Annotated in this window: 18 protein-coding genes; 14 read left to right on the top strand and 4 right to left on the bottom strand. The window is 58.1% G+C overall.

Annotation, left to right across the window (positions count from 1 at the left end; translation table 11 throughout):
• Positions 1 to 34 precede the first annotated feature (34 nt).
• Entirely contained in the window at positions 35 to 823 is a 789-nt protein-coding gene (locus AB4N43_RS08435; protein WP_027922406.1) for an MlaA family lipoprotein, read from the bottom strand.
• A complete protein-coding gene (locus AB4N43_RS08430; RefSeq protein WP_027922407.1) occupies positions 816 to 2,114 on the bottom strand; it encodes a serine/threonine protein kinase in 1,299 nt (432 codons plus the stop codon). The genes AB4N43_RS08435 and AB4N43_RS08430 overlap by 8 nt, the downstream gene beginning before the upstream one ends.
• A 223-nt stretch (positions 2,115 to 2,337) precedes the next feature.
• Here AB4N43_RS08430 and AB4N43_RS08425 point away from each other — a divergent pair, with 223 nt between their 5' ends.
• Entirely contained in the window at positions 2,338 to 2,706 is a 369-nt protein-coding gene (locus AB4N43_RS08425; protein ID WP_027922408.1) for a hypothetical protein, read from the top strand.
• A gap of 124 nt (positions 2,707 to 2,830) precedes the next feature.
• Here AB4N43_RS08425 and AB4N43_RS08420 read toward each other — a convergent pair whose 3' ends face one another.
• On the bottom strand, positions 2,831 to 4,426 hold the full coding sequence (locus AB4N43_RS08420) for a glycoside hydrolase family 17 protein (RefSeq protein WP_460153757.1): 1,596 nt from the start codon (positions 4,424 to 4,426) through the stop codon (positions 2,831 to 2,833).
• A gap of 300 nt (positions 4,427 to 4,726) precedes the next feature.
• On the opposite strand from AB4N43_RS08420, the gene AB4N43_RS08415 reads away from it, so the two are divergent.
• The 3 genes from AB4N43_RS08415 to AB4N43_RS08405 all read left to right on the top strand — a co-directional run bounded on the left by AB4N43_RS08415 (position 4,727) and on the right by AB4N43_RS08405 (position 7,750).
• Complete coding sequence (locus tag AB4N43_RS08415) at positions 4,727 to 5,578, top strand: glycine betaine ABC transporter substrate-binding protein (RefSeq protein ID WP_027922410.1); 852 nt, start codon at positions 4,727 to 4,729, stop codon at positions 5,576 to 5,578.
• Between the two features lie 205 nt (positions 5,579 to 5,783).
• A complete protein-coding gene (locus AB4N43_RS08410; protein ID WP_027922411.1) occupies positions 5,784 to 6,095 on the top strand; it encodes a DUF485 domain-containing protein in 312 nt (103 codons plus the stop codon).
• A complete protein-coding gene (locus tag AB4N43_RS08405) occupies positions 6,092 to 7,750 on the top strand; it encodes a cation acetate symporter (RefSeq protein WP_059181365.1) in 1,659 nt (552 codons plus the stop codon). The genes AB4N43_RS08410 and AB4N43_RS08405 overlap by 4 nt, the downstream gene beginning before the upstream one ends.
• A gap of 273 nt (positions 7,751 to 8,023) precedes the next feature.
• Here AB4N43_RS08405 and gltA read toward each other — a convergent pair whose 3' ends face one another.
• On the bottom strand, positions 8,024 to 9,313 hold the full coding sequence (gltA, locus tag AB4N43_RS08400) for a citrate synthase (RefSeq protein WP_007945132.1): 1,290 nt from the start codon (positions 9,311 to 9,313) through the stop codon (positions 8,024 to 8,026).
• Positions 9,314 to 9,676: 363 nt separating this feature from the next.
• On the opposite strand from gltA, the gene sdhC reads away from it, so the two are divergent.
• The 10 genes from sdhC to brnQ all read left to right on the top strand — a co-directional run bounded on the left by sdhC (position 9,677) and on the right by brnQ (position 22,696).
• Complete coding sequence (sdhC, locus tag AB4N43_RS08395) at positions 9,677 to 10,051, top strand: succinate dehydrogenase, cytochrome b556 subunit (RefSeq protein ID WP_027922413.1); 375 nt, start codon at positions 9,677 to 9,679, stop codon at positions 10,049 to 10,051.
• The gene (gene sdhD, locus AB4N43_RS08390; RefSeq protein WP_027922414.1) at positions 10,045 to 10,413 is read left to right on the top strand and encodes a succinate dehydrogenase, hydrophobic membrane anchor protein; all 369 of its coding nucleotides are present in this window, start codon (positions 10,045 to 10,047) and stop codon (positions 10,411 to 10,413) included. The genes sdhC and sdhD overlap by 7 nt, the downstream gene beginning before the upstream one ends.
• Positions 10,414 to 10,416: 3 nt before the next feature.
• Positions 10,417 to 12,192, top strand: coding sequence for a succinate dehydrogenase flavoprotein subunit (sdhA, locus tag AB4N43_RS08385; protein ID WP_027922415.1), 1,776 nt, complete (start codon positions 10,417 to 10,419; stop codon positions 12,190 to 12,192).
• 11 nt (positions 12,193 to 12,203) lie between these two features.
• Positions 12,204 to 12,908, top strand: coding sequence for a succinate dehydrogenase iron-sulfur subunit (locus AB4N43_RS08380; RefSeq protein ID WP_010456852.1), 705 nt, complete (start codon positions 12,204 to 12,206; stop codon positions 12,906 to 12,908).
• A 261-nt stretch (positions 12,909 to 13,169) separates the two neighbouring features.
• Entirely contained in the window at positions 13,170 to 16,001 is a 2,832-nt protein-coding gene (locus tag AB4N43_RS08375) for a 2-oxoglutarate dehydrogenase E1 component (protein WP_027922416.1), read from the top strand.
• Positions 16,002 to 16,043: 42 nt separating this feature from the next.
• Entirely contained in the window at positions 16,044 to 17,264 is a 1,221-nt protein-coding gene (gene odhB / locus AB4N43_RS08370) for a 2-oxoglutarate dehydrogenase complex dihydrolipoyllysine-residue succinyltransferase (RefSeq protein WP_010456848.1), read from the top strand.
• Positions 17,265 to 17,361: 97 nt separating this feature from the next.
• Positions 17,362 to 18,798, top strand: coding sequence for a dihydrolipoyl dehydrogenase (gene lpdA / locus AB4N43_RS08365; protein WP_027922417.1), 1,437 nt, complete (start codon positions 17,362 to 17,364; stop codon positions 18,796 to 18,798).
• A gap of 198 nt (positions 18,799 to 18,996) precedes the next feature.
• Complete coding sequence (gene sucC / locus AB4N43_RS08360) at positions 18,997 to 20,163, top strand: ADP-forming succinate--CoA ligase subunit beta (protein ID WP_007898980.1); 1,167 nt, start codon at positions 18,997 to 18,999, stop codon at positions 20,161 to 20,163.
• The gene (gene sucD / locus AB4N43_RS08355) at positions 20,163 to 21,044 is read left to right on the top strand and encodes a succinate--CoA ligase subunit alpha (protein ID WP_027922418.1); all 882 of its coding nucleotides are present in this window, start codon (positions 20,163 to 20,165) and stop codon (positions 21,042 to 21,044) included. Before sucC ends, sucD begins: the two co-directional genes overlap by 1 nt.
• Before the next feature lie 338 nt (positions 21,045 to 21,382).
• The gene (brnQ, locus tag AB4N43_RS08350) at positions 21,383 to 22,696 is read left to right on the top strand and encodes a branched-chain amino acid transport system II carrier protein (protein ID WP_027922419.1); all 1,314 of its coding nucleotides are present in this window, start codon (positions 21,383 to 21,385) and stop codon (positions 22,694 to 22,696) included.
• Positions 22,697 to 22,835: the final 139 nt, after the last annotated feature.

Here is a 22,835-nt window from a genome sequence, read left to right as displayed (position 1 = left end):
TCGCATCGAATGGCCTTTTTTGTTGCCGCCGGATTTACTCGGCGATCTGCAACTTGCGCGCCTCGGTGTACACGAACCGCACTTTTTCGTACTCGAATGGCGAGTTCAGCTGGCCATAACGGAAGTTGGTCTGGTTGCGTTTATCGATGCCGCGCAGGATCCAGACTTCCGGATGGTTGGAGCTGACTTCAGAGACGTTCAGGTAGTTGATCTCCGACTCGACGGTGAAGTCGACCGCCAGGCCACCGGTGTCGCGGATGTTCGACGGGCCGAGGATCGGCAGGACGAAGTAGGCACCGCCGGGTACACCGTAGAAGCCAAGTGTCTGACCGAAATCTTCGCTCTGGCGCGGCAGGCCCATGGCGGTGGCTGGGTCCCACAGGCCAGCGATGCCGATGGTGGTGTTGAGCAGCAGGCGCGCCGAGGTTTCCATCGAACGCTTGCCCTTGAGCTGCAGCAGGCTGTTCACCAGGTTCGGCACGTCGCCGAGGTTGTTGAAGAAGTTGCTCACGCCGGTACGCAGGAAGCTTGGCGTGACGTAGCGATAGCCATCGACTACGGGCAGGAACACCCATTGGTCGAAGCGGTAGTTGAAGTGGTACACCCGGCGGTTCCATTCTTCCAGCGGGTCATAGACGGCCAGTGCGTTGAGTGTCGAGCGTTCGAACTCGCGCTGGTCCAGCCCCGGGTTGAACTTGAGTTTGCTCAACGGCTCCTTGAAGCCGTCATTGTCGATCACGACGGGGGCGTTGGCCTTGCTGTTGTCGGCATTGGCGACGCCTGCACAGAGTAACGCAGCGATTAGCAGGAGATATTTAGCCACGGAAGAACTCCAGCATGGCGTCGCTGTTGACGCGGTAGTTAAGGTTGCCGCAATGGCCGCCGAGTGGATAAACGGTCAAGCGATCGCCGAAGGTCTTGCGCAGGAAACCGAGGTCGCCAGGGCCCAGGATCACGTCGTCGGCGTTGTGCATCACAGCGATTTTCGGGCTGTCGTGCAGGTAGTCCTTGAGTGCATAAAGACTGACCTGGTCGATCAGTTGCAGCAGGCTGCCGCCGTCGGTGCGGGCGCGCCACATCGGGATGACCTGTTCGGTGATGTAGCAGTCGAAGTCGCACTGCAGCGCACGCTTGAGGAACGGCGTGAGGCTGGTGCCTTCGGTGATCGGGAATTTCGGCGGGGTGATCAGGCCGCGACGGTTGATCAGGTCCGAGGTGAAGGCAATGTCGGCCGCCGAGAAGCGGAACGAGGTGCCGATCAGCATGGCCATCTGTTCGTTGGTCAGGTGCTGCTTGGACTGCTGGAAGTCATAGAGCAGGGCATCGTTGAGGTCGATGTAGCCTTTTTGCTGGAAGTAGCGGGTCAGTTTGTTCAGTACCAGCTCATAGAACGTGGTGCTGCTGGTGATGCCCTTGACCTCGGTCTGGACCAGCTTGTCCAGGTTGGTGATCGAGGTGTACAGGTTCACCGGCGGGTTGAGCAGCAGGACTTTCTTGAAGTTGAAGCTGCGGCGGGTCTCGTCCAGGTGCGCAACGAAGGCTGCGTCCAGTGCACCGAGGCTGTAGCCGGTCAGGTAGTAGTCGGTGACCGGCACTTTCGGGTTTTGTGCCCGCACGGCCTGCATCACCCGGTACATGTCTTCGGCGTCTTCCTTGGTGATGCCCGGTGTGGCGAAGCGTGAAGCGGCGCTGATGAAGTCGAAACTGGTCGGCGACGACAGTTGCACCACGTGGTAGCCGGCCTGGTAGTAGAGCTTTTTCAGGTACTCGTTGAGGCTGCTGTCATAGCGCGCGCCGGTACCGGCAATCAGGAAGATCAGCGGTGCGGCTTTGTCTTGTGTGGCGATGCGATAGGTGAGCTTCTTCACAGGCCAGAAATTGTCTGGCAGTTCGAATGCACGCTCCGGGCGCAGCGTGATGCTGCGGTCGCTCTGATTGATGTCCTCGTCCAGCGGCAATTTCGGACGCAGGTCCGGAGGCGTCGTGGCGATGGTCGCCTCGAACGGATTGCTCAAGGGGTAGCCATAGCTGGCGGCGTCGATATCGACCGCCAGTGCGGACGCACTCAAAATAAGGCCGCCAAAGAGGGCGGCGAAGCGCAAGAAGCGGAGCATGACTAGATCCCTTAGAGGAAGGTGCCGAATGAAGTTCGCAGGCTATGACCATCGGTGTTGCGCCAAAGTGCCACGCAGCGGCACCAAAGAGGCGTATTTCCGGATAATAGTCGCTGGACGATACACTTTGCAGCCATTTCGTTACCAGTTTTCTGTTACCCGCGTTTGCATCCCGCTGGCGGGGGATTAAGCTGGCCGCCGTTTTCGCTTATTGGAGTGTTTCATGTCCCGCCGTCTGCCCGTGGTTTTACTGCTCGTTTTGCTGCCGTTATGGCTGGCCGCCAGTTACGGCGCGCGTTATGGCTTCATGGAGGATGCGCAGTGGGTCGGCATCTGCGTGGACGAGGCGAGCCGTTGGGAATGTGGGGTTCGTTCGAACCTGGGCTTGATGATTCACTTCGCCGTGTTGGGTTGGGCGGCGATTGCGGCGGCGGTGCTCGGCTTCGTCCTTCCGGGCCGGGCCGGGTGGTGGCTGGCGGTGCTGGCGCTGGTGTTCGGGTTTCCGGCGTTGGCGTTGTACAACACGACTTTGGCGGTTTTTGCGGTGGTGATTGCGGGGCTTCGGTTGGTCCGGGCGTCTCGTAGCGCCTGATTAATGGTCATCGCGGGCAAGCCACGCTCCCACAGGGTTCTCCGGCGAATACAGCATTTGTATACGACAGAAAACCCTGTGGAAGCGTGGCTTGCCCGCGATGGGCCAGTAGCTTCTCTGAAGATTAAGCCTTGCGAACCCGCAAGCTGCGCCACAACGCCGCAACCATCAACACACTCACCAGCGCCCAGCCCCGGGCCTGCTGGTTCTGCAAGCCTTCACGGAACAGTTGCGGCGCAATGCCTGCACCAATGATGAAGGTCAGCAATGCAATCTCCCGACGTGGCACGCTCACCGGACGGCACAGGTAAACCAGTGCCGGCAGGATGAATGCCACGCTCGGGAAGCTGCGATAACGCGGATCGAATACCAGTTCCAGCATCATCACCGCTGCGGCGAACCCCGCCGTCGCGAGCAACCAGCCCGCCTGACGTTCCAGCATATTGAATGCCTGCTCACGCCAACCGGTGCGAGCGCTCAACGTCAGCGCGGCGTGGGCCAGCACTAACAGGTTCAACGCCGTCAGCAGCGCCACCCACAACCATTCGCTGGCAAACCGCGTGGTGACGCGAGCCAGGTCACCCCAGGCGCCAATCGAGCACGCCGCCAATGCGCCGAGCAGTGGTAGCACCAGCGCCGCGCGAGTGCTGCGAACGCGGCCACCGAGCATCAGCGTCACGAGAAAGATTACGCCGCCCACGGCCAGCCATTGCGACCAGTACGGCACGTTCGACACCGGCCCTGCCAGCACGCCTTTGTCCTGACGATCCGCGTCAAACAGCCCCCAGTAACCGCCGACCGCACCTTCGCTGGCACGCTTCCACGGCTGGTCAAACGCTTCGATCAAGTTGTAGTGCCAGCCTTGTTGCTCGGCCATGATCACAAAAGAACGAATGAACTTGGCTTCATTGACCCGGCTCGGCAGGGCGGTTTCACGTTGACGGCCTTCGCTCGGCCAGCCGGTTTCGCCAATCATCACGTCCTTGGGCGCGAATTTGTTGCCGAACACCTGACGCACTTCCGCCACATGTTGCAGGGCTGCGTCGATGTTCGAGGGATCATCTTCCCAGTACGGCAGCAAATGGATGGTCAGGAAATCCACTGCCGGGGCGATTTCCGGGTGCTTGAGCCAGAACTCCCAGACGTCGGCGTAAGTGACAGGCTGTTTGACCTGGCTTTTGACCTTGTTAATAAGCTTGGCCAGTTGCGCGCCGGTGACCTCTTTGCGCAGCAAGGTCTCGTTGCCGACGATGACGGCGGTCACCACGTCAGCGTTGGCATTTGCCGAGGCGATCAACAGGTCGACTTCTTTCTCGGTATCGACCGGGTTGCTGTTGACCCAGGCACCGATCATCAACTTCAAACCATGCTTGCGCGCCAGATCAGGCAGCGCCTCCAGGCCGGTCATGGAGTAGGTGCGGATGCATTCGAAGCTTTTCGCCAGCAGTGCGAGGTCGGCGTCCATGCGCTCGGGGCGCAATTTGAACGGCTGGTCGAACGGCGATTGATCCTTGTCGAACGGGGTGTAGGAGGCACATTGCAGCTTGTGCGTCGCGCTGGCCACGTCTGGCAGGATCACCGGTTTGCCGAGGCCGTACCAGAAGCCGCCGAAGGCAAACAACCCCAGAAGACAGGCGAATAGATAAGCAAAAAAAGGAAAGCGTGATGTCGCGGGCATGGTCAGGCCGTCTGGGAGCAAAGCCGCGCATGTTACCTGCATTTGTCCCGGGTCAGGAGACCTGCATAATTTTGACATGCAAAGTTCGGGCGGACTGGCCGGGGCGTTTCCGCCGCTCAAGATTAATGGCGTTCTGATGTCGTTTCTCGATGCCTTGAGGTCGCTGACAGAGCAGGTCGCGGTTGTCGTCAGGTTGATGATCGACGCATCAGTGCACCCATAGATAAATCACGCTGATGGTCGGACGAGTTTGCGGTGGGCGTGATGGGGGCGCTGTGCACCATAACAATACGTTGACGCGACTCGGCATCCGTCGAGCGCAGCACTTTCGGGGAAGTAACGATGAAGATGCGACGACTTTTAGGCGCAGGTGCCGCTCTGGTGCTTGCGATTGGCTCCACCATGGCCAGCGCCGAGAGCAAGACCCTGAGCATCGGTTACGTTGACGGTTGGTCCGACAGCGTCGCGACCACTCACGTAGCGGCCGAAGTGATCAAACAGAAACTCGGTTATGACGTTAAGCTGCAAGCCGTCGCCACCGGGATCATGTGGCAAGGCGTTGCCACCGGCAAACTCGACGCCATGCTGTCGGCCTGGCTGCCAGTGACGCACGGTGAATACTGGGCCAAGAACAAGGACCAGGTCGTCGATTACGGTCCGAACTTCAAAGATGCAAAAATCGGTTTGATCGTGCCTGAGTACGTCAAAGCCAAGACCATCGACGATCTGAAAACCGACGACAGCTTCAAAAAACGCATCGTCGGCATCGACGCCGGTTCAGGCGTGATGCTCAAGACCGAACAGGCCATCAAGGATTACGATCTGACCGGGTATCAACTCAAGGCCAGTTCCGGCGCCGGCATGATTGCCGAGCTGACCCGTGCCGAGAAGAAAAACGAATCCATTGCCGTGACCGGTTGGGTGCCGCACTGGATGTTCGCGAAGTGGAAACTGCGCTTCCTCGACGATCCGAAAGGCGTTTATGGCGCTGCTGAAACTGTAAACAGCATCGGCAGCAAAGAACTCGCCACCAAGGCACCGGAAGTGGCCAAGTTCCTGAAGAACTTCCAGTGGGCGTCGAAAGACGAAATCGGCGAAGTCATGTTGGCGATCCAGGATGGCGCCAAGCCGGAAGCCGCGGCGAAAGATTGGGTAGCCAAACACCCGGAGCGTGTGGCCGAGTGGACCAAATAATTTGAGCTGACGTGTCTGGTCAGCACCTCTGAAGGCCGCTTGGCATCACCGCCAAGCGGCCTTTTGCGTTTCTCTGCGGGCGTGTCTGCTGGAAAATGGCGATTCTGTCATGTCGTTCTAATACTAAGGTCGTCTGGAACCTGTTCCGCAGCCGCATAGAGTGGATAACGTTCCAACTTTAATCTGTGCTGCGAGGATAAAAACAATGAACGACAGCATTTACCTCTCGATTCAAAACAGCCCGCGCTTCAAGGAGCTGGTTAGCAAGCGAGAAAAGTTCGCCTGGATTCTTTCGGCGATCATGCTTGGGCTTTACTCCGGATTCATTCTTTTGATTGCTTACGGGCCGCATGTGCTGGGGGCGAAAATCGGCCCTGAGTCTTCGATTACCTGGGGGATACCGATTGGTGTCGGGCTGATTCTCTCGGCCTTTATCCTGACTGCAATCTACGTACGACGCGCCAATGGCGAATTCGACGACCTGAACAATGCGATTCTCAAGGAGGCTCAGCAATGATCCGGCGTCTGATGGCTCTATTGAGCATTGCGGCGTTTGCGCCGGGTGCGTGGGCGGCTGAAGCCCTGACGGGTGAAGTGCACAAACAACCGCTCAACGTTTCCGCGATCCTGATGTTCGTGGCGTTTGTCGGCTTGACCCTGTGCATCACTTATTGGGCTTCCAAGCGCAACAACTCGGCCGCTGACTACTATGCGGCGGGCGGCAAGATCACCGGTTTCCAGAACGGTCTGGCGATTGCCGGTGACTACATGTCCGCGGCGTCCTTCCTGGGTATTTCCGCCCTGGTGTTCACCTCCGGCTACGATGGCCTGATCTACTCGATCGGCTTCCTGGTGGGCTGGCCGATCATTCTGTTCCTGATCGCCGAACGCCTGCGCAACCTGGGCAAATACACCTTTGCCGACGTGGCGTCCTACCGCCTTGGGCAAACCCAAATCCGCACGCTGTCCGCGTGTGGTTCGCTGGTGGTGGTGGCGTTCTACCTGATTGCGCAAATGGTCGGTGCCGGCAAGCTGATCCAGCTGCTGTTCGGTCTCGACTACTACGTTGCGGTGATCCTGGTCGGTATCCTGATGTGCATGTATGTGTTGTTCGGCGGCATGCTGGCGACCACCTGGGTGCAGATCATCAAGGCTGTGCTGTTGCTGTCCGGTGCCTCGTTCATGGCGCTGATGGTGATGAAGCACGTCAACTTCGACTTCAACATGCTGTTTTCCGAGGCGATCAAGGTTCACCCTAAAGGTGAGGCGATCATGAGCCCCGGCGGTCTGGTGAAAGACCCGATCTCGGCGTTCTCCCTGGGCCTGGCATTGATGTTCGGTACCGCTGGCCTGCCGCACATTCTGATGCGCTTCTTCACCGTGAGTGACGCAAAAGAAGCGCGCAAGAGCGTGCTGTATGCAACCGGCTTCATTGGTTACTTCTACATCCTGACCTTCATCATCGGCTTCGGCGCGATCCTGCTGGTCAGCACCAACCCGGTCTTCAAAGATGCGGCGGGCGCGCTGTTGGGCGGCAACAACATGGCGGCGGTGCACCTGGCGAACGCGGTGGGTGGCAGTATTTTCCTGGGCTTCATCTCGGCGGTCGCGTTTGCAACCATCCTGGCGGTCGTGGCTGGCCTGACGCTGGCAGGTGCTACGGCGGTGTCTCACGACCTGTACGCCAGTGTGATCAAGAAGGGCAAGGCTAACGACAAGGATGAAATCCGCGTTTCGAAGATCACCACCATCGCCCTGGGCGTGTTGGCGATTGGCCTGGGCATTCTGTTCGAAAGCCAGAACATCGCGTTCATGGTGGGCCTGGCGTTCTCCATCGCGGCGAGCTGCAACTTCCCGGTGCTGCTGCTTTCCATGTACTGGAAGAAGCTGACCACTCGCGGTGCGATGATTGGTGGCTGGTTGGGTCTGGTGAGTGCCGTCGGTTTGATGGTGCTCGGGCCAACCATCTGGGTGCAGATCCTGCATCACGAGAAGGCTATCTTCCCGTATGAATACCCGGCGTTGTTCTCAATGGCGATTGCCTTTGTCGGGATCTGGTTCTTCTCGATCACTGACAAGTCGACCGCGGCTGATAACGAGCGCGCGCTGTTCTTCCCTCAGTTTGTGCGTTCGCAGACAGGGTTGGGGTCGAGCGGGGCGGTTTCCCACTAAGGCTTCAGGTTGGGTTATGTAAGTTGCGTTAAACAGAAATGCCCCGGTCGAGAGATCGGGGCATTTTTGTTTGTCCGCAGGTTGGGAGGCGTGGTGTCAGGGCTGACACCTTCGCGAGCAGGCTCGCTCCTACAGGGGATGTGTGTACGACACCTAACTCCTGTAGGAGTGAGCCTGCTCGCGATGGCGATAGTGCAGGCACAAACAAAAACGGCCTCTATATAAATAGAGGCCGTTTCCGGTGCAGCTTAAGACGTTATCGCAAGACGGGTCTTATTTGCGGTCTTCCAGCTTGGTGATGTCACGCGACTCGTAGCCGGTGTACAGCTGGCGCGGGCGGCCAATCTTGTACGGGCTGGAGAGCATTTCTTTCCAGTGGGAGATCCAGCCGACAGTCCGCGCCAGCGCGAAGATCACGGTGAACATGCTGGTTGGAATGCCGATCGCCTTGAGGATGATCCCCGAGTAGAAGTCGACGTTCGGGTACAGCGAGCGTTCGATGAAGTACGGGTCGGTCAGGGCGATCTCTTCCAGGCGCATGGCCAGTTCGAGTTGCTTGTCGTTCTTGATGCCCAGTTCCTTCAACACTTCGTCGCAGGTCTGCTTCATGACGGTAGCGCGTGGATCGCGGTTTTTGTAAACCCGGTGACCGAAGCCCATCAGTTTGAACGGATCGTTCTTGTCCTTGGCCTTGGCGATGTACTTGTCGATGTTCGAGACATCGCCAATTTCATCGAGCATGGTCAGAACGGCTTCGTTCGCACCGCCGTGGGCAGGGCCCCACAGTGCAGCGATGCCGGCGGCGATACAGGCGAACGGGTTGGCACCCGAAGAGCCGGCCAGACGAACGGTAGAGGTCGATGCGTTTTGCTCGTGGTCGGCATGGAGGATGAAGATCCGGTCCATGGCCTTGGCGAGCACCGGGCTGATCGGTTTGATCTCGCACGGGGTGTTGAACATCATGTGCAGGAAGTTTTCCGCGTACGTCAGGTCGTTGCGCGGGTACATCATGGGTTGACCCATGGAGTACTTGTAAACCATCGCTGCCAGGGTCGGCATCTTGGCAACCAGGCGGATCGCGGAGATTTCGCGATGCTGCGGGTTATTGATGTCGAGGGAGTCGTGGTAGAAGGCCGAGAGGGCGCCGACTACGCCGCACATGACGGCCATTGGGTGGGCGTCGCGACGGAAGCCGTTGAAGAAGGTCTTCAGCTGCTCGTGAACCATGGTGTGGTTCTTCACGGTGCTGACGAACTGGGCCTTCTGTTCTGCGGTCGGCAGTTCGCCGTTGAGCAGCAGATAGCAGGTTTCCAGGTAGTCCGACTTTTCAGCCAGCTGTTCGATCGGGTAGCCGCGGTGCAACAGAATGCCGTTGTCGCCGTCGATATAGGTGATCTTCGACTCGCAGGAAGCTGTCGACATGAAACCAGGGTCAAAGGTGAAACGGCCCGTGGCCGTCAGGCCCCGAACATCGATAACATCGGGACCAACGGTGCCGGTTAAAATGGGCAGCTCGACGGGGGCTGCGCCCTCGATGATCAACTGCGCTTTTTTGTCAGCCATGTGGCCTCCTATTTATGCTTGAAATCATCAGACAGACCCCCCACGCAGGGCCCGCACCACTATAGTGAGATAAATTCGAATGTCAATTTGCCTAAAGTCTTGCTCCAGAAGGCTTTAACCGGACTTTTTCCTCGAAATTGACTGCCGTTTACGCCTTTTATCCAACTTGTGCAATCAGCTATTAGGGGAAGGTGAACGCGTTGTCATTAGTAGCCTAACTGTCTATACTCGGCCTCCGACCGCCAGGGGCTTTTGGGCCTGCTTTATTGGGGGTCGCACTCCCTGGGTGGTGGGTACCTGACCAGTGCACTCCCCAACAACTTTGCCCTGATTGTTAGGGGCTCTTCAGTGTGAAAAAAAGCCGTGAATAGCCAACGACCTGTAAACCTAGACCTAAGGACCATCAAACTCCCAGTCACTGCTTACACGTCCATTCTTCACCGAATCTCCGGTGTCATCCTCTTTGTCAGCCTGGCCATCATGCTTTATGCATTGGACAAGTCGCTGAGCTCCGAGGAAGGCTTCGGTCAGGTGAAAGCGTGTCTGACCAGTCCGCTAGCCAAGCTAGTGATTTGGGGAATCCTGTCCGCCTTGCTGTATCACCTGGTAGCCGGTGTGCGCCATTTGATCATGGATATGGGCATCGGCGAGTCGCTTGAAGGCGGCAAACTGGGCTCGAAAATCGTTATCGCCGTTTCCGTGGTGGTAATCGTTCTGGCAGGAGTTTGGATATGGTAACTAACGTCACGAACCTGTCGCGTTCGGGCCTCTATGACTGGATGGCACAACGTGTGTCTGCGGTCGTTCTCGCGGCTTATTTCATTTTCCTGATCGGATACGTCGTTGCCCATCCAGGCATCGGCTACGCCCAATGGCATGAACTGTTCGCAAGCAACTGGATGCGTATTTTCAGTCTCCTGGCCCTCGTTGCCCTTGGCGCTCACGCCTGGGTCGGCATGTGGACCATCGCGACCGACTACCTGACGCCAATGGCGTTCGGCAAGTCCGCGACTGCGATACGTTTCCTCTTCCAGGCAGTATGCGGCGTCGCGATGTTCGCGTACTTCGTCTGGGGTGTGCAGATTCTTTGGGGTATCTGATTCATGTCTACTACAGTTAATACGCTTTCGTTCGACGCCATCATCATTGGCGGCGGCGGTGCTGGCATGCGCGCTGCGCTGCAGCTGGCACAAGGTGGTCACAAGACTGCCGTCGTTACCAAGGTTTTCCCGACTCGTTCGCACACTGTATCCGCCCAGGGTGGCATCACCTGCGCCATCGCCTCGGCAGATCCGAACGATGACTGGCGCTGGCACATGTACGATACCGTCAAGGGTTCCGACTATATCGGTGACCAGGACGCTATCGAATACATGTGTTCCGTAGGCCCGGAAGCGGTGTTCGAGCTCGAGCACATGGGGCTGCCGTTCTCCCGTACCGAACAGGGTCGCATCTATCAGCGTCCGTTCGGCGGTCAGTCGAAAGACTTCGGTAAAGGTGGTCAGGCTGCCCGTACGTGCGCCGCTGCTGACCGTACCGGTCACGCGCTGCTGCACACCCTGTACCAGGCCAACCTGAAGGCCGGCACCGTATTCCTCAACGAATACTACGGCGTCGACCTGGTGAAGAACGAAGACGGTGCCTTTGTCGGCATGATCGTCATCTGCATCGAAACCGGCGAAACCTCTTACGTCCGCGCTAACGCCACCGTTCTGGCGACTGGCGGTGCAGGCCGTATCTACTCGTCCACCACCAACGCCCTGATCAACACCGGTGACGGCGTTGGCATGGCTCTGCGTGCTGGCGTGCCGGTACAAGACATCGAAATGTGGCAGTTCCACCCAACCGGCATCGCCGGCGCCGGTGTACTGGTGACTGAAGGCTGCCGCGGTGAAGGCGGTTACCTGATCAACAAGCACGGCGAGCGTTTCATGGAGCGTTATGCTCCGAACGCCAAAGACCTTGCAGGTCGTGACGTTGTTGCCCGTTCGATGGTTAAAGAAATCATCGCCGGCAACGGTTGCGGTCCGGATGGCGACCACGTAATGCTGAAACTCGATCACCTCGGTGAAGAAGTTCTGCACAGCCGTCTGCCAGGCATCATGGAACTGTCCAAGACCTTCGCCCACGTCGATCCAGCCGTGGCGCCGATTCCGGTCGTTCCAACCTGCCACTATATGATGGGCGGCGTGGCCACCAACATTCATGGCCAGGCAATCACTCAAGACGCTGACGGCAAGGACCAGATCATTCCTGGCCTGTTCGCTGTAGGCGAAGTGGCGTGCGTATCGGTTCACGGTGCCAACCGTCTGGGCGGCAACTCGCTGCTCGACCTGGTGGTATTCGGTCGTGCCGCCGGCCTGTTCCTGGAGCAGACCCTGAAAGAAGGCGTCGACTACGCTCGCCCTCGCCAGTCCGACATCGACGCAGCCCTGGCGCGTCTCGATGGCCTGAACTCGCGTACCGAAGGTGAAGACGTCGCTACCCTGCGTAAAGAACTGCAAAGCTGCATGCAGAACTACTTCGGTGTGTTCCGTACCGGCGAATACATGCAGAAGGGTATCGCCCAGCTCGCTGACCTGCGTGGCCGTATCGCCAACGTCAAGATCAACGACAAGAGCCAGGCGTTCAACACCGCTCGTATCGAAGCGCTGGAACTGCAGAACCTGCTGGAAGTGGCCGAAGCTACTGCCATCGCTGCAGAGATCCGCAAAGAGTCCCGCGGCGCTCACGCCCGTGAAGACTACGAAGACCGCGACGACGAAAACTGGCTGTGCCACACCCTGTACTTCCCGGGTGACAAGCGCGTAACCAAGCGTGCTGTGAACTTCTCGCCGAAGACTGTTCCGACTTTTGAACCTAAGATTCGGACTTATTAAGGGTGGCCGCCATGTTGCAAGTCAGTGTTTATCGCTACAACCCTGATCAGGACGCCGCGCCGTTCATGCAGGAATTCCAGGTCGATACCGGTGGTAAAGACCTGATGGTGCTGGACGTGCTGGCCCTGATCAAAGAGCAGGACGAAGGTTTCTCCTATCGTCGCTCTTGCCGTGAAGGTGTTTGCGGTTCCGACGGCATGAACATCAACGGCAAAAACGGTCTGGCCTGCGTCACGCCGCTGTCTTCTGTCGTAAAAGGTAACAAGCTGATCGTTCGTCCGCTGCCAGGTTTGCCGGTTATCCGTGACCTGGTCGTCGATATGAGCATCTTCTACAAGCAATACGAGAAGGTTAAGCCATACCTGCAGAACGACACGCCGGCTCCGGCCATCGAACGTCTGCAGACCCCAGAAGAGCGTGAAAAGCTTGACGGTCTGTACGAGTGCATCCTGTGCGCTTGCTGCTCGACTTCTTGCCCGTCCTTCTGGTGGAACCCGGACAAGTTCCTGGGTCCAGCTGCTCTGCTGCAAGCGTATCGCTTCCTGGCCGACAGCCGCGACACCAAGACTGCCGAGCGTCTGGCTTCGCTGGATGACCCGTTCAGCGTATTCCGCTGCCGCGGGATCATGAACTGCGTCAACGTCTGTCCGAAAGGCCTGAACCCGACTAAGGCCATCGGTCACGTACGTAACATGCTGCTGCAAAGCGGCGTGTGATTCAGCTGCTGTAACTGCAAGACCGTTGTACCGAAGATGCTACGGCGCAGGCTTCAACCGGCGCCGTAGTCTTAACCTGAGCAGCAGCCCATAAAGCTGCGGCTCTTATTTTGAAGAAATGAGACAAGCAGGGGCATCCGGGCTGGTACCCGGACTATCAGCGTGATCCTAAGTGGCTTGTTTTGGTCGCTGCATTCGGACTTCTGCAAGTTTGCTCGGTGTCGACGCCGGTGGTGTTCCCCTAACCGAGGGTGACCAAGCATGCAAGAAAGCGTGATGCAGCGCATGTGGAACAGCGCCTACCTATCCGGTAGTAACGCTGCCTATGTGGAAGAGCTCTACGAGCTCTACCTGCACGACCCTAACGCTGTGCCAGAAGAGTGGCGCACCTACTTCCAGAAGTTGCCGGCTGACGGCAACACTGCCACCGATGTTTCGCACTCCACAATTCGCGATCATTTCGTCTTGCTGGCAAAGAACCAGCGCCGCGCACAACCGGTTTCCGCCGGCAGCGTGAGCAGTGAGCACGAGAAGAAGCAAGTTGAAGTGCTGCGATTGATCCAGGCCTACCGTATGCGTGGCCACCAGGCAGCCCAGCTTGATCCGCTGGGGCTGTGGCAGCGTCCTGCACCTGCAGACCTGTCAATCAATCATTACGGCTTGACCAATGCCGATCTTGATACGACCTACCGTGCCGGCGACCTGTTCATCGGCAAAGAGGAGGCGAGCCTACGCGAAATTCACGAAGCGTTGCAGCAGACATATTGCCGCACCATCGGCGCTGAATTTACGCATATCACCGATTCCGAGCAGCGCCAGTGGTTCCAGCAGCGTCTGGAAAGCGTACGCGGCCGTCCGACTTACTCCGCCGACATCAAGAGCCACTTGCTCGAGCGCGTCACCGCCGGCGAAGGTCTGGAAAAATACCTGGGCACCAAATACCCGGGTACCAAGCGTTTCGGCCTGGAAGGCGGCGAGAGCCTGATTCCAATGCTCGACGAGTTGATCCAGCGTTCCGGTTCCTACGGCACCAAGGAAATCGTCATCGGCATGGCCCACCGTGGTCGTCTGAACGTATTGGTCAACACCTTCGGCAAGAACCCGCGCGAGCTGTTCGACGAGTTCGAAGGCAAGAAGAAGGTCGAGCTGGGTTCCGGTGACGTTAAATACCACCAGGGCTTCTCGTCCAACGTGATGACCGCCGGCGGTGAAGTTCACCTGGCCATGGCGTTCAACCCGTCCCACCTGGAAATCGTTTCCCCGGTGGTTGAAGGTTCGGTTCGCGCCCGTCAGGATCGTCGTAACGACCCTACCGGTGAGAAGGTTCTGCCGATCTCCATCCACGGTGACGCTGCATTCGCAGGTCAGGGCGTGGTCATGGAAACCTTCCAGATGTCGCAGACCCGTGGTTTCAAGACCGGCGGTACTGTTCACATCGTGATCAACAACCAGGTGGGTTTCACCATCAGCAACCCGCTGGACTCGCGCTCCACCGAGTACGCGACCGACGTTGCGAAAATGATCCAGGCGCCGATCCTCCATGTGAATGGTGATGATCCGGAAGCCGTATTGTTCGTGACCCAGCTGGCCATCGACTACCGCATGCAATTCAAGCGTGACGTGGTGATCGACCTGGTCTGCTACCGTCGTCGTGGCCACAACGAGGCCGACGAGCCAAGTGGCACCCAGCCAATCATGTATCAGCAGATCACCAAACAGCGCACCACCCGTGAGCTGTATGCCGATCGTCTGACCCAGGCCGGCGTGCTGGACGTTGAGCGTGTTCAGGCGAAAGTCGACGAATACCGCAACGCGCTGGACAACGGTCTGCACGTGGTAAAAAGCCTGGTCAAAGAGCCGAACAAAGAGTTGTTCGTGGACTGGCGTCCGTATCTGGGCCACGCCTGGACCGCGCGTCACGACACGCGTTTCGATCTGAAAACCTTGCAGGAACTGTCCGCCAAGCTGCTGGAAATTCCGGAAGGCTTCGTGGTTCAGCGCCAGGTCTCGAAAATCTACGAAGACCGTCAGAAAATGCAAGCCGGCGGCCTGCCGATCAACTGGGGTTACGCCGAAACCATGGCGTACGCGACCCTGGCGTTCGAAGGTCACCCGATTCGCATGACGGGTCAGGACATCGGTCGCGGTACGTTCTCGCACCGTCACGCTGTCTTGCACAACCAGAAAGACGCGGGCACCTACATCCCGCTGCAAAACCTGTACAAGGGCCAGCCACGTTTCGACCTGTACGATTCGTTCCTGTCCGAAGAAGCCGTGCTGGCGTTCGAATACGGTTACTCGACCACCACGCCTGAGGCGCTGGTGATCTGGGAAGCCCAGTTCGGCGACTTCGCCAACGGTGCCCAGGTGGTTATCGACCAGTTCATCACCAGTGGCGAGCACAAGTGGGGCCGTCTCTGCGGTCTGACCATGCTGCTGCCGCACGGTTATGAAGGTCAGGGTCCGGAGCACTCGTCGGCTCGTCTGGAGCGTTACCTGCAACTGTGCGCCGAGCACAACATTCAGGTAGCCGTACCGACCACGCCGGCTCAGATCTACCACTTGCTGCGCCGTCAGGTGATTCGCCCGCTGCGCAAGCCATTGATCGTTCTGACTCCGAAGTCGCTGCTGCGTCACAAACTGGCTATTTCGACCCTGGAAGATCTGGCCGAAGGTTCGTTCCAGACCGTGATCCCGGAAATCGACGCCCTGGACCCGTCCAAGGTCGAGCGCATTGTTCTGTGTAGCGGCAAGGTCTACTACGACCTGCTGGAAAAACGCCGTGCTGAAGGTCGTGACGACATCGCCATCGTGCGTATCGAGCAGCTGTACCCATTCCCTGAGGACGACTTGAAAGAAGTCCTGGCTCCTTACACCAACGCCAAACATGCCGTCTGGTGTCAGGAAGAGCCGATGAACCAGGGTGCCTGGTACTGCAGCCAACACCACTTGCGTCGTAGCATCAGCAATCTCAACAAGTCTCTCGTACTCGAGTACGCGGGCCGTGAGGCTTCTGCTGCACCTGCTTGTGGTTATGCGTCGATGCACGCTGAGCAGCAGGAAAAACTGCTGCAAGACGCCTTTACTGTTTAACGCCTTCGCGCACCTGAAACCGAATTTAAGGACCCACAGATAATGGCTATCGAAATCAAAGCCCCCACCTTCCCGGAATCGGTTGCCGATGGCACCGTTGCCACCTGGCACAAAAAGCCGGGCGACGCTGTAAAGCGTGACGACCTGATCGTCGACATCGAAACCGACAAGGTTGTGCTGGAAGTGTTGGCGACTGCTGACGGCGTACTGGGCGCTATCGTCAAGAACGAAGGCGACACCGTTCTGTCCGACGAGGTCCTGGGCTCCATCGAAGCGGGCGGCGCTGCTGCTGCCCCGGCTGCCGCTGCTGCTCCGGCCGCTGCACAAGCTGCTGCTCCAGCCGCTGAAGGCGAAGACGATCCTGTTGCTGCACCGGCTGCTCGCAAGCTGGCTGAAGAAAACGGCATCAACATCGCTTCCGTTGCCGGTACTGGCAAAGGCGGTCGTGTGACCAAGGAAGACGTGGTTGCAGCGGTTGCTGCCAAGAAAGCCGCTCCGGCTGCCGCGCCAGCCAAGGCTGCTGCACCTGCTGCCGCTGCTCCTGTGTTCGCCGCTGGCGACCGCATCGAGAAGCGCGTTCCGATGACCCGCGTTCGCGCTACCGTGGCCAAGCGCCTGGTAGAAGCTCAGTCGAACATGGCGATGCTGACCACTTTCAACGAAGTCGACATGACCGAAGTCATGGCCCTGCGTTCGAAGTACAAGGACCTGTTCGAGAAGTCCCACAACGGCGTACGCCTGGGCTTCATGTCGTTCTTCGTGAAAGCGGCCACCGAAGCGCTGAAACGCTTCCCGGCTGTCAACGCGTCGATCGACGGTGCTGACATCGTTTACCACGGCTACGCCGACGTTGGTGTTGCTGTTTCCAGCGACCGTGGTCTGGTTGTACCGGTTCTGCGTAACGCCGAACTGATGAGCCTGGCTGAAATCGAAGGCGGCATCGCTACCTTCGGCAAGAAAGCCCGTGATGGCAAACTGTCGATGGACGAAATGACCGGCGGCACGTTCACCATCACCAACGGTGGTACCTTCGGTTCGATGATGTCGACTCCGATCGTCAACCCGCCGCAAGCGGCTATCCTGGGCATGCACAACATTCTGCAGCGTCCGATGGCGATCAACGGTCAGGTCGTTATCCGTCCGATGATGTACCTGGCTCTGTCCTACGATCACCGTCTGATCGATGGCAAAGAAGCTGTGACCTTCCTGGTTACCATCAAGAACCTGCTGGAAGACCCGGCTCGTTTGTTGCTGGATATCTGATAGAAGCAGCCGCGAGCTGCAAGCTTCAAGCTGCAAGAAATGGCAGTTTGGCTTGTAGCTTGCGGCTTGAAGCTTTTCGCTAAAGAGGATTTTTTGAATGTCGCAGAAATTTGACGTAGTAGTGATCGGCGCGGGCCCTGGCGGCTACGTAGCTGCCATCAAAGCAGCTCAGCTGGGTCTCACCACCGCCTGCATCGAGAAGTACACCGACAAAGAGGGCAAACTGGCCCTCGGCGGTACTTGCCTGAACGTCGGCTGCATTCCATCCAAGGCGCTGCTGGACAGCTCCTGGAAGTTCCACGAAGCCCAAGACGGCTTCGCGATCCACGGTATCAACCACGCTGGCGTGACCATGGACGTGCCAGCAATGGTCGGCCGTAAAGCCAACATCGTCAAAGGCCTGACTTCGGGTGTTGCCACCCTGTTCAAGGCTAACGGCGTGACCTCGATCCAGGGCCACGGCAAACTGCTGGCTGGCAAGAAAGTCGAAGTCACCAAGCCTGACGGTTCGGTAGAAATCATTGAAGCCGAGAACGTGATTCTGGCTCCAGGTTCGCGTCCGATCGACATTCCACCCGCTCCGGTTGACCAGAATGTGATCGTCGATTCGACTGGCGCGCTGGAATTCCAGTCCGTACCTAAGCGTCTGGGCGTGATCGGCGCTGGCGTGATCGGTCTGGAACTGGGTTCGGTCTGGTCCCGTCTGGGCGCAGAAGTGACCGTTCTTGAAGCGCTGGACACCTTCCTGATGGCCGCTGACGCTGCCGTTTCCAAGGAAGCGCTGAAAACCCTGACCAAACAGGGTCTGGACATCAAGCTGGGCGCTCGCGTGACCGGTTCCAAAGTGAACGGCGACGAAGTCGTTGTGAACTACACCGATGCCAACGGCGAACAGAACATCACGTTCGACAAGCTGATCGTAGCCGTTGGTCGCCGTCCGGTGACCACTGATCTGCTGTCCGCTGATTGCGGCGTGACCCTGGACGAGCGCGGTTTCGTGCACGTTGATGATCACTGCGCCACCACCGTACCGGGCGTCTACGCCATCGGCGACGTGGTTCGCGGCATGATGCTGGCACACAAGGCCTCGGAAGAGGGCATCATGGTCGTCGAGCGCATCAAGGGCCACAAAGCCCAGATGAACTATGATTTGATCCCTTCGGTTATTTATACTCACCCGGAAATCGCGTGGGTGGGTAAAACCGAGCAGGCCTTGAAGGCTGAAGGCGTTGAAGTTAACGTTGGCACCTTCCCGTTCGCAGCCAGTGGCCGTGCCATGGCAGCCAACGATACCGGCGGTTTCGTCAAAGTCATCGCCGATGCCAAGACTGATCGCGTATTGGGCGTCCACGTGATTGGCCCGAGCGCTGCAGAACTGGTTCAGCAGGGCGCGATCGGTATGGAATTCGGCACCAGCGCTGAAGACCTGGGCATGATGGTTTTCTCCCATCCGACCCTGTCTGAAGCCTTGCACGAAGCTGCTCTGGCAGTGAATGGCGGCGCCATTCACATCGCCAACCGCAAGAAGCGTTAAGACACAATAAGAAACCACGGCGGTATGGCCCGTCGTGAGCCTTGCATGCAAGTCTCACCGCGGAATATCCGCTGGACGCAGTCTTGCGTAGCTGCACCGGTTGTCCGGAAAGGCTACGCAAGCAGCAGTCACAGGTGGTGCGGCACTTGAACAAGTGCAGCACCGAATGCGCAGTACCTAACGAAGACGGTAATAAGCATGAATCTTCACGAGTATCAGGGTAAGCAGCTGTTCGCTGAATACGGCCTGCCAGTTTCCACCGGTTACGCAGTAGACACCCCGGAAGCAGCAGCAGAAGCTTGCGACAAAATCGGCGGCACCGAGTGGGTTGTCAAAGCCCAGGTTCACGCTGGTGGTCGCGGTAAAGCGGGCGGCGTTAAGCTGGTTCGCAGCAAAGAAGACGCTAAGGCATTCGCACAGCAGTGGCTGGGCAAGCGTCTGGTGACTTACCAGACTGACGCCAATGGTCAGCCAGTCACCAAGATCCTGGTTGAATCGTGCACTGATATCGCTAAAGAGCTGTACCTGGGCGCTGTCGTTGACCGTTCGAGCCGTCGTATCGTGTTCATGGCTTCCACCGAAGGTGGCGTGGACATCGAGAAAATCGCTCACGACACTCCAGAAAAAATTCTGAAAGCCACTATCGATCCACTGGTTGGCGCTCAGCCATTCCAGGGTCGCGAGCTGGCATTCCAGTTGGGTCTGGAAGGCAAGCAAGTTGCTCAGTTCGCCAAGATCTTCGTAGGTCTGGCCAAGCTGTTCAAGGATCACGACCTGGCTCTGCTGGAAGTGAACCCGCTGGTGATCAAGGCTGACGGCGATCTGCATTGCCTCGACGCCAAGATCAACATCGACGCCAACGCCATGTACCGTCAGCCTAAGCTGAAGACTTTCCACGATCCGTCGCAAGACGATCCGCGCGAAGCGCACGCTGCCAAGTTCGAACTGAACTACGTAGCACTGGAAGGCAACATCGGTTGCATGGTCAACGGTGCTGGCCTGGCCATGGGTACCATGGACATCGTCAACCTGCATGGCGGCAAACCAGCCAACTTCCTCGACGTGGGCGGCGGTGCTACCAAAGAACGCGTTACCGAAGCGTTCAAGATCATCCTGTCCGACACTAACGTCGCTGCAGTATTGGTCAACATCTTCGGCGGCATCGTTCGTTGCGACATGATTGCCGAAGGCATCATCGGCGCAGTGAAAGAAGTCGGCGTGAAAATCCCGGTTGTTGTTCGCCTTGAAGGCAACAACGCTGAGCTGGGCGCTAAAGTACTGGCAGAAAGCGGTTTGAACATCATCGCTGCTACCAGCCTGACCGACGCTGCTCAACAAGTCGTTAAAGCTGCGGAGGGCAAATAATGAGCGTCCTGATCAATAAAGACACCAAAGTTATCTGCCAGGGTATTACCGGTTCGCAAGGTAGTTTCCACACCCAGCAAGCGCTCGAATACGGCACCAAGATGGTTGGCGGCGTAACTCCGGGCAAAGGCGGCACCGAGCACCTGGGTCTGCCAGTGTTCAACACCGTGAAAGACGCTGTAGCTGCCACTGGCGCCACCGCCAGCGTGATCTACGTTCCGGCTCCTTTCTGCAAAGACTCGATCCTGGAAGCAGCCTTCGGCGGCATCAAGCTGATCGTTTGCATCACTGAAGGCATTCCTACCCTGGACATGCTGGACGCTAAAGTTAAGTGCGACGAGCTGGGCGTAGTCCTGATCGGCCCTAACTGCCCAGGCGTGATCACTCCAGGCGAATGCAAGATCGGCATCATGCCAGGTCACATTCACTTGCCAGGCAAGGTCGGTATCGTTTCCCGTTCCGGCACCCTGACCTACGAAGCTGTTAAGCAGACTACTGACGCCGGTTTCGGTCAGTCGACTTGCGTCGGCATCGGCGGTGACCCGATCCCGGGTTCGAACTTCATCGACATCCTGAAGCTGTTCCAGGAAGACCCGAAGACCGAAGCGATCGTGATGATCGGTGAGATCGGCGGTTCGGCTGAAGAAGAAGCGGCTGCCTACATCAAGGCACACGTGACCAAGCCGGTTGTTTCCTACATCGCTGGTGTGACTGCCCCTGCAGGCAAGCGCATGGGCCATGCTGGCGCAATCATCTCTGGCGGCAAGGGCACTGCAGACGAGAAGTTTGCTGCCCTGGAAGACGCAGGCGTTAAAACCGTGCGTTCGCTGGCAGACATCGGCAAGGCTTTGTCCGAGCTGACCGGTTGGGCGATGAAGTAAGCCTCGCGCTTAATTCACGCTTCACCAAACAAAGGCCACCTTCGGGTGGCCTTTGTCGTTTCCAGATGATCGTTCCTACGCAGAGCGTGGGAGCATCTGTCCTGAAGGATGAAATTTATATACGTAAACGCGACACAGAAACGTCGCGTATCGGATAGTTCGCCCTCTAACAGTGCGTTTTCAAGTCAAATTCGTTAGGCTAGCCGCCATTTTTGCGTGCGCGACCCACAAGGTTGCTACGCGCTAAAGGGTCAGTCTCATACGGACCGACAGCATTTCCCTCACCCCACAGGGAAATCCCTCTCTAAATTCCGATTCAGTAGTGTGGTATTTCCTTAATGAAAGTGTTGAAAGGCCAGGACATCCTGGCACTTGGTTTTATGACGTTTGCCCTGTTTGTCGGGGCTGGCAACATCATCTTCCCGCCTATCGTCGGTTTGCAGTCCGGGCCTAATGTCTGGATGGCGGCGCTGGGCTTTTTGATCACCGCAGTCGGTTTGCCGGTGATCACGGTTGTCGCACTGGCGAAAGTCGGTGGTGCGATGGATGCCCTGAGCAGCCCGATCGGTAAAATCGCCGGGGGCCTGCTGGCTGCCGCGTGCTACCTCGCTGTCGGCCCGCTGTTCGCCACCCCGCGCACCGCGACCGTATCGTTCGAAGTAGGCCTGGCGCCGCTGACCGGCGAGAGCCCATTGGCGCTGTTCCTCTACAGTTCGGTGTACTTCCTGCTGGTGTTCTTCATCTCGCTGTATCCGGGCCGTTTGCTGGATACCGTAGGGCGTTTCCTCGCACCGATGAAGATCATCGCCCTGGCCGCGCTCGGCATCGCCGCGTTCGCGTTGCCGGCCGGTGATATTGGCCAGGCCACGCCTGAGTACGTAGCAGCACCGTTTTCTCAAGGCTTCATTAATGGTTACCTGACCATGGATACCTTGGGCGCCTTGGTGTTCGGCATCGTCATCGTCAACGCGATCCGCTCCCGAGGCGTGGAATCGCCGGTGCTGATTACCCGCTACGCGATCATTGCCGGGCTGATTGCCGGCGTAGGCCTCGCGCTGGTTTACGTCAGCCTGTTCCGTCTCGGTTCGGGTAGCCATGAAGTGGCCGCCGGTGCAACCAACGGTGCGGCGGTATTGCACGCCTACGTTCAACACACCTTCGGTTCGTTGGGCAGCGGTTTCCTTGCGGTATTGATCTCGCTGGCCTGCCTGGTGACGGCGGTCGGTCTGACCTGCGCCTGCGCCGAGTACTTCAGCCGCGTGCTGCCACTGTCCTACAAGACCTTGGTGATCATCCTGGCGGTGTTCTCCTTGTTTGTGTCCAACCTGGGCCTGACCAAGCTGATTGCGTTCTCGATCCCGGTACTGACCGCGATTTACCCGCCCTGCATCGCTCTGGTAGCCCTGAGCTTCTGCAAGGACTTCTGGCACGAGCAGGGCCGCATTGTCGGTCCAGTGATGCTGGTGTCGTTCATCTTCGGCCTGATCGACGCGCTCAAGGGCGCAGGTCTGGCGGACTGGATGCCGACTCAGTTGTCGCACCTGCCGCTGAGCGAGCAGGGCCTGGCATGGCTGGTGCCTTCGGTCATGACCCTGGTGGTCGCGGTGGTTTGCGATCGTCTGCTGGGCAAGCGCGAAGAAGCGCTGGCTTGAGTCGCTGAACGGCCGGTCACAAGCGGGCCATCAAGCTGAAACTGAAATGCCCCGTATCAATCGATACGGGGCATTTTTTATGGGCGTGATGCAGTGTCTTTTCCCTTGAGCTAACGTCGAAGGGTTGCAAGTTTCCAAT

It is taken from the genome of Pseudomonas sp. S2_B07 (assembly GCF_054668435.1).
The sequence above is the reverse complement of the archived record's forward strand: the minus strand, read 5'-3'. Positions and strand labels throughout refer to the sequence as shown.

Coding starts and splice junctions, on each gene's coding strand:
- AB4N43_RS08425 (WP_027922408.1), top strand. CDS start 2,338: ATGTCCCGCCGTCTGCCCGTGGTTTTACTGCTCGTTTTGCTGCCGTTA.
- sdhA (WP_027922415.1), top strand. CDS start 10,417: ATGTCTACTACAGTTAATACGCTTTCGTTCGACGCCATCATCATTGGC.
- AB4N43_RS08415 (WP_027922410.1), top strand. CDS start 4,727: ATGAAGATGCGACGACTTTTAGGCGCAGGTGCCGCTCTGGTGCTTGCG.
- AB4N43_RS08410 (WP_027922411.1), top strand. CDS start 5,784: ATGAACGACAGCATTTACCTCTCGATTCAAAACAGCCCGCGCTTCAAG.
- lpdA (WP_027922417.1), top strand. CDS start 17,362: ATGTCGCAGAAATTTGACGTAGTAGTGATCGGCGCGGGCCCTGGCGGC.
- sdhD (WP_027922414.1), top strand. CDS start 10,045: ATGGTAACTAACGTCACGAACCTGTCGCGTTCGGGCCTCTATGACTGG.
- AB4N43_RS08420 (WP_460153757.1), bottom strand. CDS start 4,426: ATGCAGGTAACATGCGCGGCTTTGCTCCCAGACGGCCTGACCATGCCC.
- sucD (WP_027922418.1), top strand. CDS start 20,163: ATGAGCGTCCTGATCAATAAAGACACCAAAGTTATCTGCCAGGGTATT.
- gltA (WP_007945132.1), bottom strand. CDS start 9,313: ATGGCTGACAAAAAAGCGCAGTTGATCATCGAGGGCGCAGCCCCCGTC.
- sucC (WP_007898980.1), top strand. CDS start 18,997: ATGAATCTTCACGAGTATCAGGGTAAGCAGCTGTTCGCTGAATACGGC.
- AB4N43_RS08430 (WP_027922407.1), bottom strand. CDS start 2,114: ATGCTCCGCTTCTTGCGCTTCGCCGCCCTCTTTGGCGGCCTTATTTTG.
- brnQ (WP_027922419.1), top strand. CDS start 21,383: ATGAAAGTGTTGAAAGGCCAGGACATCCTGGCACTTGGTTTTATGACG.
- AB4N43_RS08405 (WP_059181365.1), top strand. CDS start 6,092: ATGATCCGGCGTCTGATGGCTCTATTGAGCATTGCGGCGTTTGCGCCG.
- AB4N43_RS08380 (WP_010456852.1), top strand. CDS start 12,204: ATGTTGCAAGTCAGTGTTTATCGCTACAACCCTGATCAGGACGCCGCG.
- AB4N43_RS08375 (WP_027922416.1), top strand. CDS start 13,170: ATGCAAGAAAGCGTGATGCAGCGCATGTGGAACAGCGCCTACCTATCC.
- odhB (WP_010456848.1), top strand. CDS start 16,044: ATGGCTATCGAAATCAAAGCCCCCACCTTCCCGGAATCGGTTGCCGAT.